Raw genomic sequence first — 16,370 nt, forward strand, 5'->3', positions numbered from 1 at the left:
TAATTAGTTGGCATTTTTCAATTTCAGCACTTTAATGGCATCTAAGTACCGTTTCATTTCACTTCTTACTTTTGGGAACAGGAGTAATAAGCCTATCATATTAGGAAATACGAGTGCAAGAATCATAGCGTCTGAAAATTTTATCACAGCATCTAGCGTGATAGCAGCTCCTAAAACGGTAAATAGTAAAAAGATAATTTTATAAGTGAGATCCATCCATTTACTTCTTCCAAATAAATATTTCCAGGATTGTAATCCATAGTAAGACCATGATAAAATTGTAGAAAACGCAAATAAGGTGACGGCAATCACAAGTACATACGATGATCCTGGAATCGCATTATCAAACGCCATGGAAGTTAAATTAACACCACCTAATCTTGATCCGTCTGCCAATAACGCTTGTCCATTAATGACATCTCCATACACAAAAGCACCATCCATATTAAACATGACGATAATAATAGCAGTCATGCTACAAACTACTACGGTATCTATAAAAGGTTCTAATAATCCTACGAGACCTTCTGAAGCTGCATATTTTGTATTTACAGCAGCATGTGCAATAGCCGCTGAACCAGCTCCCGCTTCATTTGAAAATGCTGCACGACGAAAACCTTGAATCATCACACCAATAAATCCGCCAGTAATCGTTGCTTTGGGTGTAAATGCTTCCGTGATGATTAAACCAATAGCATCATCAATAAAACTAAAGTTTGAAAAAATAATGAATAAAGCCGAAGCTACATATAGTACAGCCATTACGGGGACTACTTTTTCAGTGATTTTTGCAATTCGTTTAATCCCTCCAATAATGACAATACCAACAACTACAGCAAAAATGAATCCTATAATACTTCCAGAGGCTGCTCCTTCAATTCCAAATCGTGAAATAATCTGAGCTGCCGCTTGATTGGTTTGAAAGGCGTTTCCGCCTCCAAAGGATGCACCAACGCACAATATAGCAAATACAATAGCTAGAAATTTACCAAGCTTAACCAGACCTCTTTCTTTAAGTCCTCTGGATAAATAATACATAGGACCCCCATACACATTACCGTCACTATCAATATCTCTGTACTTTACACCTAAGGTGCATTCTACAAATTTTGATGACATACCGAGCAATCCCGCAATAATCATCCAGAAGGTAGCGCCTGGACCTCCTATAGAAATAGCAACCGCAACCATCGCAATATTTCCCAATCCAACAGTTCCAGAAACAGCAGTTGCTAACGCTTGAAAATGATTCACCTCTCCATGATGACTTTCATCTTTTATGGTATCTACAAGATCTCCTTCTACTTCATACACCTGAGCTGTAGTTTCAATAGTTAATGACTCTAAATCATCATACTTTCCTCTCACCACTTGAATAGCGGTTGGAAAATGTTTGATGTTTACAAAACCAAAATAAATCGTGAAGAATAAAGCTCCAAGAAGTAATAAAATCAAAACGATTGGAATTCCATATCCAAAGATGGTGACAGTAGAAAGTATAAAATCTTCCCACCATGTTGCAAAAGGCATAAAAGCGTCATTAATCTGTTCGTCTAATCCTCTGGATTGTTGTGCATGATTGATAAAAGGGATGCTGATAAAGACACTAAATAGTATGCGTTGTTTTGAAGTCATCATTCTAATTTTATGATTTTGACTGCAATCTTTAAAATTGAATTTTTTAATGGAGACTTTATCAGAAAGAATCTAAAAATGTCAGTAAAAAAACTACTGACAAAAAGATGTAAATAATTGATTTATAAGGATATGTTTTTTGAATGTATTTTTAAACGAACTTTTCGATCTCGTTTTTCTGACATTTCAAAAAGAGTTGTTTTGAGTGGATTTAAGTGATGATCAACGGTCCAAGAGTCTTTTCCAAAGACACCATCTAGGATAGCAACAAGCAATCTTTTTACTTGGTTATAGTCATTAATATCAAATGTCTTATTTGACATAGAGAAGTTCTTGGGTTTAATTTCCAACCAGTCATTTTCGGAGTGTTTACGTTGCGCAAATTTTAAAAATAATTCAAATAGGGCAGGAGTCAATTTTACTTTTCGCTTTTCAGTGCCTGGAAATCCTTTTAAAAAGATGAGGTGTTCTATCTTTCCAGAAGGCAATTTATTTTTTGAAAATATGATATATAACTCATCCGAACTTGGAATAATATTCTCTGCTAGTTCTTTGACCCAGCTTAAGGCAAGTGCAAAGAAAATCATGATCAGTGAAGTTTTAAAAATCGCAGACAATAAGGTGAGATTAATTTCGGTGCCATATATCTTATAGATTTGGGCGACTAAAGCAATAAGAATACAAAACAAGGCTAAAAAAGCCAATGCTTTGAGGCGTCGTTTTAAAAAGGACTCCCACAAAACATATCCTAAAAAAAGTAAGGTAAACAATGCATAGTATACATCCAGTTCATTGATCATCGCAATCACGGTACCCGATATCATACGACTTAACGTAGGGAGTATTGAAAACAAAAAGGGAATTCCCACAATATAGATCCAATACTTTGATTTTATGATATGCCCAATAGCCTCAGGTAAATATCGAAACCATGGTAATGCCAATAAAATAAAGAGACTATTCAATAATGACCAAATACTACGCCAACCCTCAATAATGACTTCAGAGGTGGTATTTGTTTTGATAAAATAAATTTCAAAAGCACCTGAAATACTCCAACACAATACAGAAAGCGCCAACCATACTTGCCCAAAGTCATTTTGCATTTTACCTATATGCCACCAGATCGCAATTAATTCGATACATGCAAATAAACATACAGAAAACTGCCACCACCCATAAAAGAATAATACAGGATCATTGAGCTGTTGTAGATGTATGTATTGTAAGATCATTACCATGAGACTTTAGATGTCTAAGATAATGACTTAGATTTTTAATTAAATTTTAGAGAAGAAATTTTTAAATATCTTTTATTGATTTTATTCCGAATTAATACGTGTTTTTAATACTTGTTTTTATCTGCTATTTGAACTCCAGAGATAGTAATTAAATAATTACAAGCATTATAAAAATCACCTTTATTAGGAGACCAAACACTTACCACTCTATAATTTTTAGTATTAGCCCCTTCCATAATCCATTCAGACCCGTCGTAACCAATTGATTTTCGACTTAAGCTCATTTCCCAAAAATTGGCTTTTTTGATAAGTGTGATAAATGTATCCCATTCTTTTTTCGTCAATACTTTTATTCTTTGAGTTTCTAATTTTCCAGGATCATAACCGCCAGCACCACTTAATACTTTCCAGTATAGTATATAAATATCATCTCTTTTTTCAAACCTAAAAGTCATAGGCTTGTGAAAAGTTCTTAACCAAGTAAAACGATAAACCTCTTTATTGATTTTTTTGTTAAAAAGGAGAGGCTCTTTCATTGTATGAAGGTGTTTAGAATACCAACTCATAACAAAGTCGTCATAACTACCCTCTTTAATTTTAAACTTAGTTTTAATTCCATCTTCTGTTTCAATCCAGTCTACTATAACTTCAGGAAACATTTCTTTAGGAAAGTAGTGTTGTTTTGTGTTTACAGGCACATTTAAACTATCTACTTCAATAGAAGTATCTATAAAACTATCAATGGATTGAGAAAAACCATATTGGATTACAAAGAATAGTATAGAAAAAAAATGTAGTTGCTTTTTCATTTAATTATTAAAGTTAATTCCAATCTTCTTAACCAATAATCGTACCTAAAGAATTTATTTTGTGTAATCAGAATGAAAAATGATCTAATAACTAGCCGACTAACAGCTAACGACTAACAGCTATTTAAAATCCCTCAAAAGCACCTAATCCAAACAGAGCAAAGTCATATTTTACAGGATCATTTGGATCTAATTTTCGTAGAGAGGCATCAAGTTCAGCAAGGGATTTTGCATCGTTTTGCTTTCGCGAAAGCAATTTTAACTTCCGTCCCACATTCCCAGTATGTACGTCTAATGGACAAGACAGTAATGAAGGAGAAATGTTTTTCCAAATCCCAAAATCGACACCTGCCTTAGCATCACGAACCATCCATCGTAAAAACATATTAATACGTTTTGCCGCCGAATTCCGTAGTGGATCACTTACATGTTTTTGTGTACGTTGTTGATGCGATACTTCAAAAAACACTTGCTTAAAATGTGAAATGGCAGGTTGCAGTCCTTCCTTTGAAATTCCTGAAGCAAAAAGGGCTTCGAGTCCGTTGTGATGATGATAGATATTTTGAAGTGCTCTGATAAAGGTTTCTAGATCAGTAGCATTAAAGGTGCGATGGACAAAACCTTCAAAACGGTCTGCTTGGTCAGGATGATAGTTAAGAATAAACTCATGAGGTTCGTTGCCCATGATCTCCATCAGTTTTGTGGCATTGGTGATAATACTTTTACGATTTCCCCACGCGATGGTCGCTGTTAAAAAAGCGGTAATTTCTATATCCTCTTTTTTTTCAAATCGATGCGGAATCTGAATCGGATCATGCGGTATGAAATCTGGACGTTCATATTGTATCGCTTTTTCGTCTAGAAAAATCTTCAGTTCTTTTTTATTCATTTTTGTCAAAAGTATATGAATAGAAACCATCTTTTAGATCATCTGTACGCATTTGCGGCACCGATCTAAAATAAGCCTTAAAATCGTTGAGTTGTTGTAACTGAATACAGGGAAGTTCACAATCGCCTGTTGCCCAAAAGAAATCAATATTGGTTGGGGTATGTATACGCATATTTCCTTCTTGATGTGTTGTATAAATAGCCTTTGGGTATTTCGTTTGGGGATGAGGTTGTATAAAGTATTCAGGAGAAAATACACTTAGGCTTAATTGAAATTCACGTTCAGTAAGATTTGTAAGGTTTATAGGAATAAATAGTGGGATAGCAATGAGTATTGTAGTTAGTGTTAAACCTATTTTAATGATACGTTCTTTTTTTATACAAATGGCTATGACAGTAAGTGATAAAAGCATAAAGAATCCTAAAAAGAAACGGTATTGAGGCGATGTAAGCCATAAAAATAAAAGCTGAAGAACACTAACGGTATATAGTATATAAAGCGGTTTTTTAAAATTAATTTTTCTTATAAAAAATGGAAAAATCAATAAAACACCACACATAGCCATATTAAATAATCCATGAAGTTTTGGGAGTTTGAGCCAATGAATAATACGTTGTATAAGTGTCGTACCTTCATACTCTTCAGGTGTTAAAAAGAATGCGTATTGCTTGGTAGTTTCAACAAGGTATTCTTGAAGGGCTATGGGTAACCTCCAATCTGCATCTGTAAGTCTAAAACTGGCAATAGGGTATAAGGGATAGCCAGAAATAATACTATTTTTCACAACAAAAAGTATAAAAGCAATTCCTGATAATAAGGTTAGTTTTGAGATATCTTGTTTTAGCGAGGTTTTATTTTTCACATATAAAATAACAGGAAATATGAGTAAAAATACAGCGGTCACTTTTATAAATATGGCAAAGACTCCCAAAGTAAATAAGCTACTATAGCTCGCTCCTTTATGAAATGTATATTGAGATAAAAACTCCCCAAAAATAATCAACGAAAGCAAGTATATAGGTAAATCTGGCGATGGTGAGCTTATAAACTGAAATAGGAATACATTAAAAATAGGAAACAGTCCTATGAGTAAGAAATATTTTTCTTTTTGTTTAAAATACTGACTGAGTTTATCTAATGCATATAAATTTCCTAAGACAAGGTAGAATCCATTAATATCATTAAAATACGAAGTTATGATATCTATATTCAATGCGCTTTGTAGAACATGCCATCCAGAGTTTTGGGCTAAGAAGAAATGAAAATTAGCTAGACCTTTTACAAAGCCATAGCTATCAAGCCATTTAATGGTTTGAATATAATACGATTCGTTATCTATAATGTATGGAGCACTTGCGCATTGAGCTGCTGCAAAAATAGTAATGACTCCTAAGAGTATTTTAAGATAGGAGGAGAGTGCTTTTATTTTCGCTTTAAGCGAACCCAAAAAAATGATATATACTTTTTGTTTCCAGATACCTAATCCTATGGTGAGAAGGATAAGGAACCCTTCAAAATACATGCTTAAATTATTAAAGATAGCCCAACTACTGGCGATAAGTGAAATAGCAAATCCGCCTAAGAAAAATGGAAGTACAGGGTGTGATTTTCCAAACTTAAAAATATCTTGGAAGGATACGCCTACAACACTTGTGATCAGAAATAGATAGCACCAGTATGTAAGTACAGCAATCATATTATTCGGTTACAAAAGAACCGTCTACCATGGTTAGTTTACGATCTGCCATATTAGCGAGTTCTTCATTATGAGTCACAATGACTAGGGTTTGCCCAAATTCATCTCGTAATCTGAAAAATAATTTATGGAGATTTTCTGCGCTTTCAGTATCAAGATTTCCAGAAGGCTCATCGGCAAGAATAAGGGATGGTTTATTCATCAATGCTCTTGCAACGGCAACACGTTGTTGCTCACCTCCTGATAGTTCGTTAGGTTTATGATTGTATCGATGGGATAATCCTAGGAAATCTAAAAGTTCTTTGGCTCTTTTTTCTGCTTCGACTTTAGACGTTTTTGCGATATAAGCAGGAATACATACATTTTCTAAGGCTGTAAACTCAGGTAATAATTGATGAAATTGAAAGATAAAGCCAATATGCTTATTTCTAAACTGACTGAGTTCTTTTGGCGAAAGCCTATATAATGATTGATTATTAATTCCTAAAAAAGCGCCTTCAGAAGTATCTGGCGTATCTAACGTTCCTAAGATTTGAAGTAAAGTGGTTTTACCAGCACCACTGGGTCCTACAATAGAAACGACTTCTCCTTTTTTTATATCTAATGATACATCTTTAAGTACTTGAAGATCACCGTATGATTTTGAAATATGTTTTGCTGTTACCATTCCATCTATTTACGAAGTGAAAATACTACAATATATCTCAGTAAGCAACGCTAAAGGTTATGAAGTCTTCTTAAAGATCGTTTTGATATTGTTGTAGTCTATAAAATAGGTTACTCGTAAAGAAACGGTATGTTGTACGGGTTGGTCAAAAAGATTGCCAAGACTTTCTGTATAGCTTAATTGCGATTGGTCATCGCTATTAAAGATTTGGTTTCTGTAAAGCAAGGTGGCTTCACTTCCTGGAGCAAATCGCCATCTGAAACTTAAATCCATGTTCCAAATATTGAAATTGGTATTTGGATCTCTTCGTACAGTCGTATCGTAGTCGTCTATTTCTGTTCTTGAGCCATCTTCGTTAAGAATGTAATATACATTGCTACTATGGTCTGCAACACTCCAGAAATTACGTAAACGTAAATCAATAGCTTTGAATGGGTCAAAATTATAACTCGCCGTAATGGTATTTTCAAAAGAGGTAACATCTCTAAGTCCTAAAAATACTTCGGTATCTGTATTATCTACCCAGCCAAAATTCTTTTTACGTGTACTATAATCTGAAGAAAGAATTAAAAGGAATTTATCTGAGAAACGATACCTTGGAGAAAAGTTAACGCTATAATTTACTTGATCTTGATTGCCAAACCATACCCGTGTATTTGCGCGTAAATCAAAAGCAAATTTCTTTCTGAAGTCGGTTGAGATAAAACCACCGCTTCCCCAATTGGGTTCAAATACAACAAACCTTCCTTCTACTCTTGGTTCAAAATAATCGTTATTTCGAGAGTTGTAATCTGTATTTGCACCAAAAGCAAATCGTTTTTGAGTAAAGAAAAATGAATTTAGGCGAATACTATTTCTGGTTTGCACACTAGGTCTATATAGGCGTCTATGTCTTGCTGTTAAGTCTATACGATATCCATTAAATTTGCCTTTAGGTTGTATGAGTTCATAAGAGCCACCAAGTGTGAAGTTATTAAAGTTGTTTCTGAAATTAAGACCTAGGTCGTTAATGTCAAGTGTGGTATTTGCAAAGTCATGACCAAAACGATAACGCCACTGTCCTTTAATTTTTCTGAAATCAAATTCTGATTGAAAACCACTATTAAGACCTTCAAGTGTGCGTACATTACTAAAAATACCACGCCCAGAGACTCTATAATTATTTCCTTTATCTGCTATATCAAATACAGCACCTGTTACATTTGCATCTCTAAAACGACTCCCACTTCTGATGACACTTGTGTTTATAAGTGATACCGATGAGTTTTGATTAAATTGCTGATCTAATACAAATACATTATAATTTGTAAGTGGTTCTATACGCTCTTCTCTTGATATTCCAGTGATGGTATCGCGTATAGTAGCAAAAGTGTTTTCACCAATAGAATTTAGAAAACCAACACCTAATCCTTTTCTAGTGCGTCCAGATATTTTTACAGAATTAATAAGTTTCACATTACTAGGTTGATCTATAACTTCTTCATTTTCGGCAAGATCTCCAACGCTTCCTGTGGGACTTCCTCCTATACGTCTTGAGAAGAAAATGCGTCCCTTCTGAAAAAGGTCAATTCCTTCGGTAAAGAAAGGTCTGTTTTCACTAAAAGTTTGTTCAAAAGGTCCTAGATTTAATCGTACAGCATCAAAGGCAACTTGTCCAAAATCAGGTATTAATTGCGCATCTAATGTAAAGCTATCACTAAGGCCATATTTAATATCTAATCCACCTGCAAAATCAGTTTCATTCGTACCATCAAATGTTACGGTTTGCGCTTGCGCGAAAGGGAAAAAAGTAAGGCGCACAGGGGGATCAATGTTTTCTACTCCTTTTACAATCCCATTGTATTGCGTATCTCGACCTACACCACGCTCTATACGATTCCAAGTATGTGTTTCATTTCTACGTAAAAGTCGACGATAAAAGTTTACACTCCAGTCTTGAACATCAACTTCAGGAAATCGTAATGCATTATATGGAATACGATATTCTGCATACCAACCTTTATCATCTCTTGAAACCCTACATTGAAAAACAACATTAAAACCAAAATCACGATCATTTTGAGTAACACGTTGGTCTCCTATTGTACCTGCGCTTGTTACGTAAAAACGTGTCTCATTAATACCATCATTATAGGTGTTAAGTGCAACTACAAAATTATCTGCTTGTGCAAAAACTTCATCTCTTTGAGAAAACTGACTAGGGATTGAATCTGGGGCCGAATCATACATATATGCAGCAATGTACACTGCTTTATCATCGTATGCCATTTTAACTTCAGTACGGAAATCATTTTCAATGTCTCCTTCGTTTCCAGGTTCAAACATGTTAAAGTCCCCATAAACAGGGAGTTCGCTCCATATGGCGTCATCTAATAGTCCATCTATTTTTGGAGGCGTATTTATTCTAGTAGCAGTAAGCTCTTTCTTTTGAGCTAATGCATTGTATTGTATTAAAATTGTAAAAACAAATAAAAAAATGGATACCCCCTTGAACATACAAGTACTTTTGTTGAAGTTGCAAATCTAAAGGTGTCTTCAGGTTCATACTACTAATTAAAAGTTAAAAAGAAGGAGCGCTTAGTTAACAAAAAAAGTATATTTGTAAAACACCATTTTTGTGAAATTTTTATTTAATTTAGTTAAACAAAAAAAATAATTGTGTTTACGTTTCTTCTTTAAAATATATTGCTTGTATGAAGATAGATTAAACAAAACCAAAGAAAAATAATTACTGAATAAGAAAGTTATGCCGTATAGAAAGTTTGAAGAATATAATATTGAAGTTACAGAAAACGTTAAGAAAAATTTTGAATCTATTATAGATGATTTAGGCGAAGATACGTCTAGAGAAGGGATCGTTAAAACTCCAGAAAGAGCTGCAAAAGCAATGCAATATCTTACTTCTGGTTATGAAATGGATGCTGCGGCTATTTTAAAAGGAGCCATGTTTAAAGAAGACTATGATGATATGGTCATTGTAAAAGATATAGAATTGTATTCCTTATGTGAGCATCATATGTTACCTTTCTTCGGAAAAGCGCATATCGCTTATATTCCAAACGGTCATATTGTTGGATTAAGTAAACTTCCTCGTATTGTAGATGTATTCTCAAGACGCTTACAAGTACAAGAACGATTAACACACGATATCTTAGAATGTATTAACGATACTTTAAAACCAAAAGGGGTGGCAGTGGTTATCGAAGCCTCCCACATGTGTATGATGATGCGCGGTGTTCAAAAACAAAATTCAACAACGACAACATCTGGTTTTAGAGGACAATTTGAAAAGATTGAAACGCGTACAGAATTTCTTAAATTAATAAGTTCTGATTTGTCATAATTACTTTATTTAATTGGCTTTCTTAAGCGTAAAGTGAGCTAAAACTACCTGTAATCATACTTGGCATACCAATTGCTCATACAAAATTGTTATATTTAGTACAATTATGAGTAAATACAAATTATTAATTATTGGCCTCATTATGGATGGGGTAGGGATTTTAACGTCTGCCGCTTTTTTGGGTATAGGTGATTTTGCAGACGTTGTTTGGGCACCACTTTCTGCTTGGATCATGACAAAAATGTATAAAGGAAATGCAGGCAAAATTGCAGGAGCAGTTACCTTTATAGAAGAGATATTGCCTGTATCAGATATTATTCCTTCTTTTACATTAATGTGGTTATACACTTATGTATTTAGTAAGAAAGAAGTAGAGGCTAAGGAAGAAGAAAGTGATATTATTGATATCACTTAAATAAATCCATACCAGGTATATTAGGCATTCCTTCTTTTGCTACAGCACCCATTTCTGTATCATGTATGTTTTGAGCTTTCTCTAAAGCTTTATTAAGCGTTAAAATGAGGTAATCTTCCAGTTGTTCTTTATCTTGCAAAAGACTTTCAGAAACCTCTATTTCTTTAATACGACCATTTGCAGTGGTAGTAACTTTAAGAAGGCCGTCGTTAGATTGTTCATCTATAAGAACCGTTTTAAGACGTTCTTTAGTCGCTTCAGCTTTTGCTTTTGCTTCCTGTAATTTACCCATAAGACCCATCATATCTCCAAACATAATTTTTTAATTTTAAAATGATTGCTACAAATTTATTAAATTGACGGTTCTGAATCTATGAATAAAGTATGAAAAAAATAGTACCCCTATTAGTACTTACCCTTATTTTTGTAAGTAGTTGTAATAAAAAAAACACGAGAAATTTGACAAAAAATACCACTCCCCCAAAAGCAGAGAAGAAGCCAGTAAACCTAGAAAAGCACGGAGATATAAGAGTAGATGACTACTTCTGGATGAATGAAAGAGATCATCCTGAAGTGATAGATTATTTGGAAAGAGAAAACGATTATTACAATAAACTTACAGAGCATACCAAAGAATTTCAAACAGAATTGTTTGAAGAAATGAAAGGAAGAATCAAAGAAGACGATGCTTCTGTTCCTTTTAAAAGAAATGGATATTGGTACTATACACGTTATGAAACTGGAAAAGGATATCCTCTTTATTGCAGAAAAAAAGATTCGTTAGAATCAGAAGAGATTATTCTTTTTGATAATAATGAGATGGCAGAGGGGCATGCATATTTTAATCAAGCGGGTTACTCAATTTCTGAAGATAATACCATAGCAGCTTTTGGAGTAGATCTTGTTAGTAGACGTAAATACACTATTCAATTTAAAAATCTTGAAACCGGTGAGCTGCTTTCTGAAAAAATTGAAAATACTACGGGAAGGGCAGTTTGGGCAAATGATAATAAAACAGTGTATTATACACGAAAAGACGAAGAAACATTACGCTCAAATCAAATATTTAAACATGTTTTAGGAACATCACCAGAAGATGATAAACTGGTTTTTCAAGAAGATGATGAGACCTTTAACACCTTTGTTTACAAAACAAAATCAAGAAAGTTTATTGTTATAGGGTCAAGTAGCACGCTTACCTCCGAATACCAATTTACTACAGCAGAAAATGGTGATAGTGACTTTACAATGTTGCAGAAGAGGGAACGAGGTTTAGAATATAGTATAGCACATTATGGCGAAGAATTCTATATTCTTACCAATATGGATGATGCGACCAATTTTAAGCTGATGAAAACTCCAGAGACAGCTACCGAAAAAGAAAATTGGACCGAAGTAATACCACATAGAGATGACGTATTACTTGAAGATATAGACATATTTAAAGATTTCTTAGTTGTAAGTGAACGTACCAACGGACTCAATAAAATACGTATTACACGTTGGGATGATACCGCAGATTATTACTTGCCTTTTGATAACGAAACCTATACAGCCTATACAGGTACCAATGTAGATTTTGATACAGAAATACTTAGGTATGGCTATAATGCGTTAAATACACCAAGTTCTGTGATTGATTTTAATATGGTCACAAAAGAGAAGGAAGTAAAAAAAGAGCAAGAAGTTTTAGGAGGGAAGTTTGAGAAGGAAAATTATGTCATGGAGCGTATATGGGCAACAGCCAGAGATGGTGTTAAAGTACCTGTATCAATTATATACCATAAAGACACAAAGAAAAACGGAAAAGCACCCCTTTTACAATATGCTTATGGAAGTTATGGTAGTACTATTGATCCCTCATTTTCAAGCATTCGTTTAACACTGCTTGATAGAGGATTTATATACGCAATAGCGCATGTGAGAGGAGGCGAATACCTAGGAAGACAATGGTATGAAGATGGTAAATTGCTTAAAAAGAAAAATACATTCACAGATTTTATTGATGTTTCTAAACATTTAATCGAAAATGATTTTACATCAGCAAAGCATTTATATGCTTCAGGAGGATCGGCAGGAGGATTACTCATAGGGAGTGTTATTAATATGGCTCCAGAATTGTATAACGGTGTGATTGCTGCGGTGCCTTTTGTAGATGTTGTGACGACAATGCTAGACGATTCTATTCCATTAACTACGGGAGAATACGATGAGTGGGGAAATCCTAATGCTAAAGCGTATTATGAATATATGAAGAGTTATAGTCCGTATGATAACGCTTTCGCGAAAGCGTACCCCAATGTATTTGTAACAACAGGATATCACGATAGCCAAGTACAATATTGGGAACCAGCAAAGTGGGTGGCAAAACTAAGAGAACATAACACAAGTGATAATCAAATTCTATTTTATTGCGATATGGATGCAGGTCATGGAGGTGCTTCAGGAAGATTTGAAGCATTAAAAGAGATCGCAAAAGATTATGCATTCTTATTAGATTTGGAAAATATCGATAAATAATAAAAAAATATAGTACTTTTGTGCCGATTTGAGTATAGATTTTAACCAGAAATAAGCTCAACATCTAACCTAATTTTTATGGCTGATCAACTTCACGTATATGATAATGTATTACAACTTATAGGTAATACACCACTTATAAAGCTGAATAGAATTACTAAAGATTTTGATGGAGATTTTTATGCTAAAGTAGAAGCTTTTAATCCAGGTCACTCTTCAAAAGATCGTATCGCACTTCATATATTAGAAGAAGCAGAGCGTAATGGAGTATTAAAACCTGGAGATACGATTATAGAAACTACCTCTGGTAATACAGGGTTTAGTATCGCTATGGTAAGTATCATAAAAGGATATGAGTGTATTTTAGCAGTAAGTTCAAAATCTTCTCCAGATAAAATAGATGCTCTTAAAGCAATGGGAGCAAAGGTATATGTATGCCCAGCAAATGTAAGCGCTGATGATCCACGTTCTTATTATAGTGTAGCAAAACGTTTACACGAAGAGACAAAGGGATCTGTATATATAAATCAATACTTTAATGAGTCTAATATAGATGCTCATTTTAATACAACAGGACCAGAAATCTGGAATCAAACAGAAGGGGAAATAACACACCTTATTGCATGTAGTGGTACAGGAGGTACTATTTCTGGAACAGCACGTTTCTTAAAATCAAAAAATCCTAATATTAAAATCATAGGAGTAGATGCATATGGGTCAGTTATCCAAAAGTATCATGCTACGCGTGAATTTGATGCTAGCGAAATTTATCCGTATAGAATAGAAGGTTTAGGTAAAAACCTAATCCCTACAGCAACAGACTTTGATGTGATAGATACCTTTGTAAAGGTTTCTGATGAAAGTAGTGCGCATTCTGCTAGAGAAATAGCACAAACAGAAGGCTTATTTGTAGGATATACAAGTGGTGCTGCTGTTCAAGGTTTAAAACAACTTGCTGCAGAAGGCGTTTTTGATAGCACCAGTAAAGTAGTTGTTATATTCCCAGATCATGGAAGCCGATATATGAGTAAAGTATTCAGTGATAAATGGATGCGTGATCAAGGTTTCTTTGATAGTGAGCATAATGAAGAAGTACAAACTATAGAATATATAAAGTAATATATGTAATACTTATTGCATAATGAAAACTCCTACCTAAACGTAGGAGTTTTTTATGTTTGGTGGCCAACTGATTATGATTTTGAATTAGGTCAACATATATTATTTATGTAGTTTTGCATTTCGTTTGAAAATTTGAATATGAAGGACTTATTTGATAAGATTTATAAGGATAAAGGACCATTAGGGAAGTGGGCATCAGTAGCAGAAGGTTACTTTGTTTTTCCTAAACTAGAAGGTCCTATTTCTAACCGTATGGGATTTCAAGGAAAAGAAGTAATTACTTGGAGTGTAAATGATTATTTAGGACTAGCTAATCGTCCTGAAGTGCGAGAAATTGATGCACAAGCTGCGGCAGACTATGGAAGTGCATACCCAATGGGAGCACGAATGATGAGTGGTCACACAGAATTACATGAGCAACTACAAAACGAACTTGCAGCTTTTGTAAGTAAAGATGCTGCATATCTCCTAAACTTTGGATATCAAGGAATACTTTCTACAATAGACGCATTAGTAGGGAAAGATGATATTATTGTGTACGATGTAGATACACACGCGTGTATCATTGATGGTGTTCGTTTGCATATGGGAAAAAGATTTACCTATAAGCATAACGATATGGAGAGTATTGAAAAAAACCTTGAACGTGCTACCAAAATGGCAGAACAAACTGGAGGAGGAATTCTAGTGATCTCTGAAGGTGTATTTGGAATGAGAGGAGAACAAGGTAGACTTAAGGAAATTGTTGCACTCAAGAAAAAATATAACTTCCGTTTATTAGTAGATGATGCTCATGGATTTGGAACACTTGGTGCTACGGGAGCAGGAGCAGGAGAAGAACAAGGCGTACAAGACGAGATAGATGTATATTTCGCTACGTTTGCTAAATCTATGGCGAGTACAGGTGCTTTTATTGCAGGAGATCAAGAAATTATTGATTATTTAAAATATAACTTAAGATCTCAAATGTTTGCAAAGTCATTGCAAATGCAACTTGTTGTAGGAGCTCTTAAACGATTAGATATGTTACGCACTATGCCAGAACTTCGTGAGAAGCTTTGGGAAAATGTAAACGCATTACAAGGAGGATTAAAAGACAGAGGATTTGATATCGGGACAACACAAAGTTGTGTAACTCCAGTATATCTTAAAGGGAGTATACCAGAAGCAATGGCGCTTGTAAAAGACCTACGTGAAAATCATGGAGTTTTCTGTTCTATTGTTGTATATCCTGTAATACCAAAAGGCTTAATACTTTTACGTATGATTCCTACAGCATCACATACGCTTACAGATGTAGAAGAGACACTAGTGGCTTTTGAAGCTATTAGAACCCGTTTAGAAAACGGAACCTACAAAAGATTATCTGCAGGAGTAGAAGCTGCTTTAGGAGCTTAAAAAAAGATACTATATATACAAAAACCCGATTCTATATTATAGAATCGGGTTTTTGTTTTTATTACTAATTAAATTATACAATCATTTTAGTTTTTTAAAAAGTAAAACCCCTCATTTCTGAAGGGTTTTACGCACTAATAACTAAGATTTTTAGGTCTATCGCAATCGATCTACAGATTTTACGAGATCTTCATCGCGCTTAATTGCCTTATTGGCTAAGGCTAGTAAAACGATAGAAATAAGCGGAATGATCATTCCAATACCCTTCTCAAGAACCGCCGTTCCTCCGGATAAGATTTGTGATCGGTATACCAATACACCTAATAAAACAAAGTTTAATATGATCGTTAGTCGTCCTAGAACGAACTGATTTTGTCTTTTCTTGTATAAAAATATAATAATAAATGATAAAACAGCACTTAACGCAAATAATCCTAAAATAATAGGATCATCCTTAGCCCACACGGCATTTCCTTCAGCATCAGCATAAAGGCTAAAAACAAAAGGCAAAGCTATAGAAACAATACCTGCTAAGGCTAAATATATGGATTGTATACGTTGTATCACTGTGTAAAAATAAATTTCAGGTGCAAAAATAAGTTTCTTTTATGAGTTATTTGGAAAAGTTTAAAAAT

Annotated in this window: 14 protein-coding genes; 5 read left to right on the forward strand and 9 right to left on the reverse strand. The window is 34.2% G+C overall.

Features of this window, described 5'->3' with window-relative positions; translation table 11 throughout:
- Window positions 1-3 precede the first annotated feature (3 nt).
- The 7 genes from Q1A60_RS17585 to Q1A60_RS17615 all read right to left on the reverse strand — a co-directional run bounded on the left by Q1A60_RS17585 (window position 4) and on the right by Q1A60_RS17615 (window position 9,433).
- Window positions 4-1,635 carry an alanine/glycine:cation symporter family protein gene (locus Q1A60_RS17585; protein ID WP_299767531.1) on the reverse strand — a complete coding sequence of 544 codons (1,632 nt, stop codon included), beginning with the start codon at window positions 1,633-1,635 and terminating at the stop codon, window positions 4-6.
- Window positions 1,636-1,757: 122 nt separating this feature from the next.
- Window positions 1,758-2,870: a hypothetical protein gene (locus Q1A60_RS17590; RefSeq protein ID WP_299767447.1), complete on the reverse strand. Its 1,113-nt coding sequence runs from the start codon at window positions 2,868-2,870 to the stop codon at window positions 1,758-1,760.
- 110 nt (window positions 2,871-2,980) lie between these two features.
- The gene (locus Q1A60_RS17595; protein WP_299767446.1) at window positions 2,981-3,685 is read right to left on the reverse strand and encodes a hypothetical protein; all 705 of its coding nucleotides are present in this window, start codon (window positions 3,683-3,685) and stop codon (window positions 2,981-2,983) included.
- A 124-nt stretch (window positions 3,686-3,809) separates the two neighbouring features.
- The gene (locus Q1A60_RS17600; protein ID WP_299767445.1) at window positions 3,810-4,574 is read right to left on the reverse strand and encodes a TIGR02757 family protein; all 765 of its coding nucleotides are present in this window, start codon (window positions 4,572-4,574) and stop codon (window positions 3,810-3,812) included.
- Complete coding sequence (locus Q1A60_RS17605; protein WP_299767444.1) at window positions 4,567-6,270, reverse strand: hypothetical protein; 1,704 nt, start codon at window positions 6,268-6,270, stop codon at window positions 4,567-4,569. Before Q1A60_RS17605 ends, Q1A60_RS17600 begins: the two co-directional genes overlap by 8 nt.
- A gap of 1 nt (window position 6,271) precedes the next feature.
- Complete coding sequence (locus Q1A60_RS17610; RefSeq protein WP_299767443.1) at window positions 6,272-6,937, reverse strand: ABC transporter ATP-binding protein; 666 nt, start codon at window positions 6,935-6,937, stop codon at window positions 6,272-6,274.
- Between the two features lie 57 nt (window positions 6,938-6,994).
- Window positions 6,995-9,433 carry a DUF5916 domain-containing protein gene (locus Q1A60_RS17615; protein ID WP_299767442.1) on the reverse strand — a complete coding sequence of 813 codons (2,439 nt, stop codon included), beginning with the start codon at window positions 9,431-9,433 and terminating at the stop codon, window positions 6,995-6,997.
- A gap of 250 nt (window positions 9,434-9,683) precedes the next feature.
- Between Q1A60_RS17615 and folE the strand changes: the two genes are divergently transcribed.
- Window positions 9,684-10,280 (forward strand): GTP cyclohydrolase I FolE, encoded by a 597-nt coding sequence (gene folE / locus Q1A60_RS17620; RefSeq protein ID WP_299767441.1) that lies wholly within the window; start codon window positions 9,684-9,686, stop codon window positions 10,278-10,280.
- 106 nt (window positions 10,281-10,386) lie between these two features.
- Window positions 10,387-10,695, forward strand: a complete 309-nt coding sequence (locus tag Q1A60_RS17625) for a hypothetical protein (RefSeq protein WP_299767440.1) — start codon at window positions 10,387-10,389, stop codon at window positions 10,693-10,695.
- Here the strand turns inward: Q1A60_RS17625 and Q1A60_RS17630 are convergent.
- Window positions 10,688-11,011 carry a YbaB/EbfC family nucleoid-associated protein gene (locus Q1A60_RS17630; protein ID WP_299767439.1) on the reverse strand — a complete coding sequence of 108 codons (324 nt, stop codon included), beginning with the start codon at window positions 11,009-11,011 and terminating at the stop codon, window positions 10,688-10,690. The genes Q1A60_RS17625 and Q1A60_RS17630 overlap by 8 nt on opposite strands.
- Window positions 11,012-11,079: 68 nt before the next feature.
- Between Q1A60_RS17630 and Q1A60_RS17635 the strand changes: the two genes are divergently transcribed.
- The 3 genes from Q1A60_RS17635 to Q1A60_RS17645 all read left to right on the forward strand — a co-directional run bounded on the left by Q1A60_RS17635 (window position 11,080) and on the right by Q1A60_RS17645 (window position 15,735).
- The gene (locus Q1A60_RS17635) at window positions 11,080-13,215 is read left to right on the forward strand and encodes a S9 family peptidase (protein WP_299767438.1); all 2,136 of its coding nucleotides are present in this window, start codon (window positions 11,080-11,082) and stop codon (window positions 13,213-13,215) included.
- Window positions 13,216-13,293: 78 nt separating this feature from the next.
- Window positions 13,294-14,334: a cysteine synthase family protein gene (locus tag Q1A60_RS17640; RefSeq protein WP_299767437.1), complete on the forward strand. Its 1,041-nt coding sequence runs from the start codon at window positions 13,294-13,296 to the stop codon at window positions 14,332-14,334.
- A gap of 141 nt (window positions 14,335-14,475) precedes the next feature.
- On the forward strand, window positions 14,476-15,735 hold the full coding sequence (locus Q1A60_RS17645; RefSeq protein ID WP_299767436.1) for an aminotransferase class I/II-fold pyridoxal phosphate-dependent enzyme: 1,260 nt from the start codon (window positions 14,476-14,478) through the stop codon (window positions 15,733-15,735).
- Window positions 15,736-15,891: 156 nt separating this feature from the next.
- Here the strand turns inward: Q1A60_RS17645 and Q1A60_RS17650 are convergent, their stop codons facing one another.
- Entirely contained in the window at window positions 15,892-16,302 is a 411-nt protein-coding gene (locus tag Q1A60_RS17650) for a DUF4293 domain-containing protein (protein ID WP_299767435.1), read from the reverse strand.
- Window positions 16,303-16,370 lie beyond the last annotated feature (68 nt).

It is taken from the genome of uncultured Dokdonia sp. (assembly GCF_947492535.1).
In the GTDB taxonomy this organism is placed as follows: Bacteria; Bacteroidota; Bacteroidia; order Flavobacteriales; family Flavobacteriaceae; genus Dokdonia.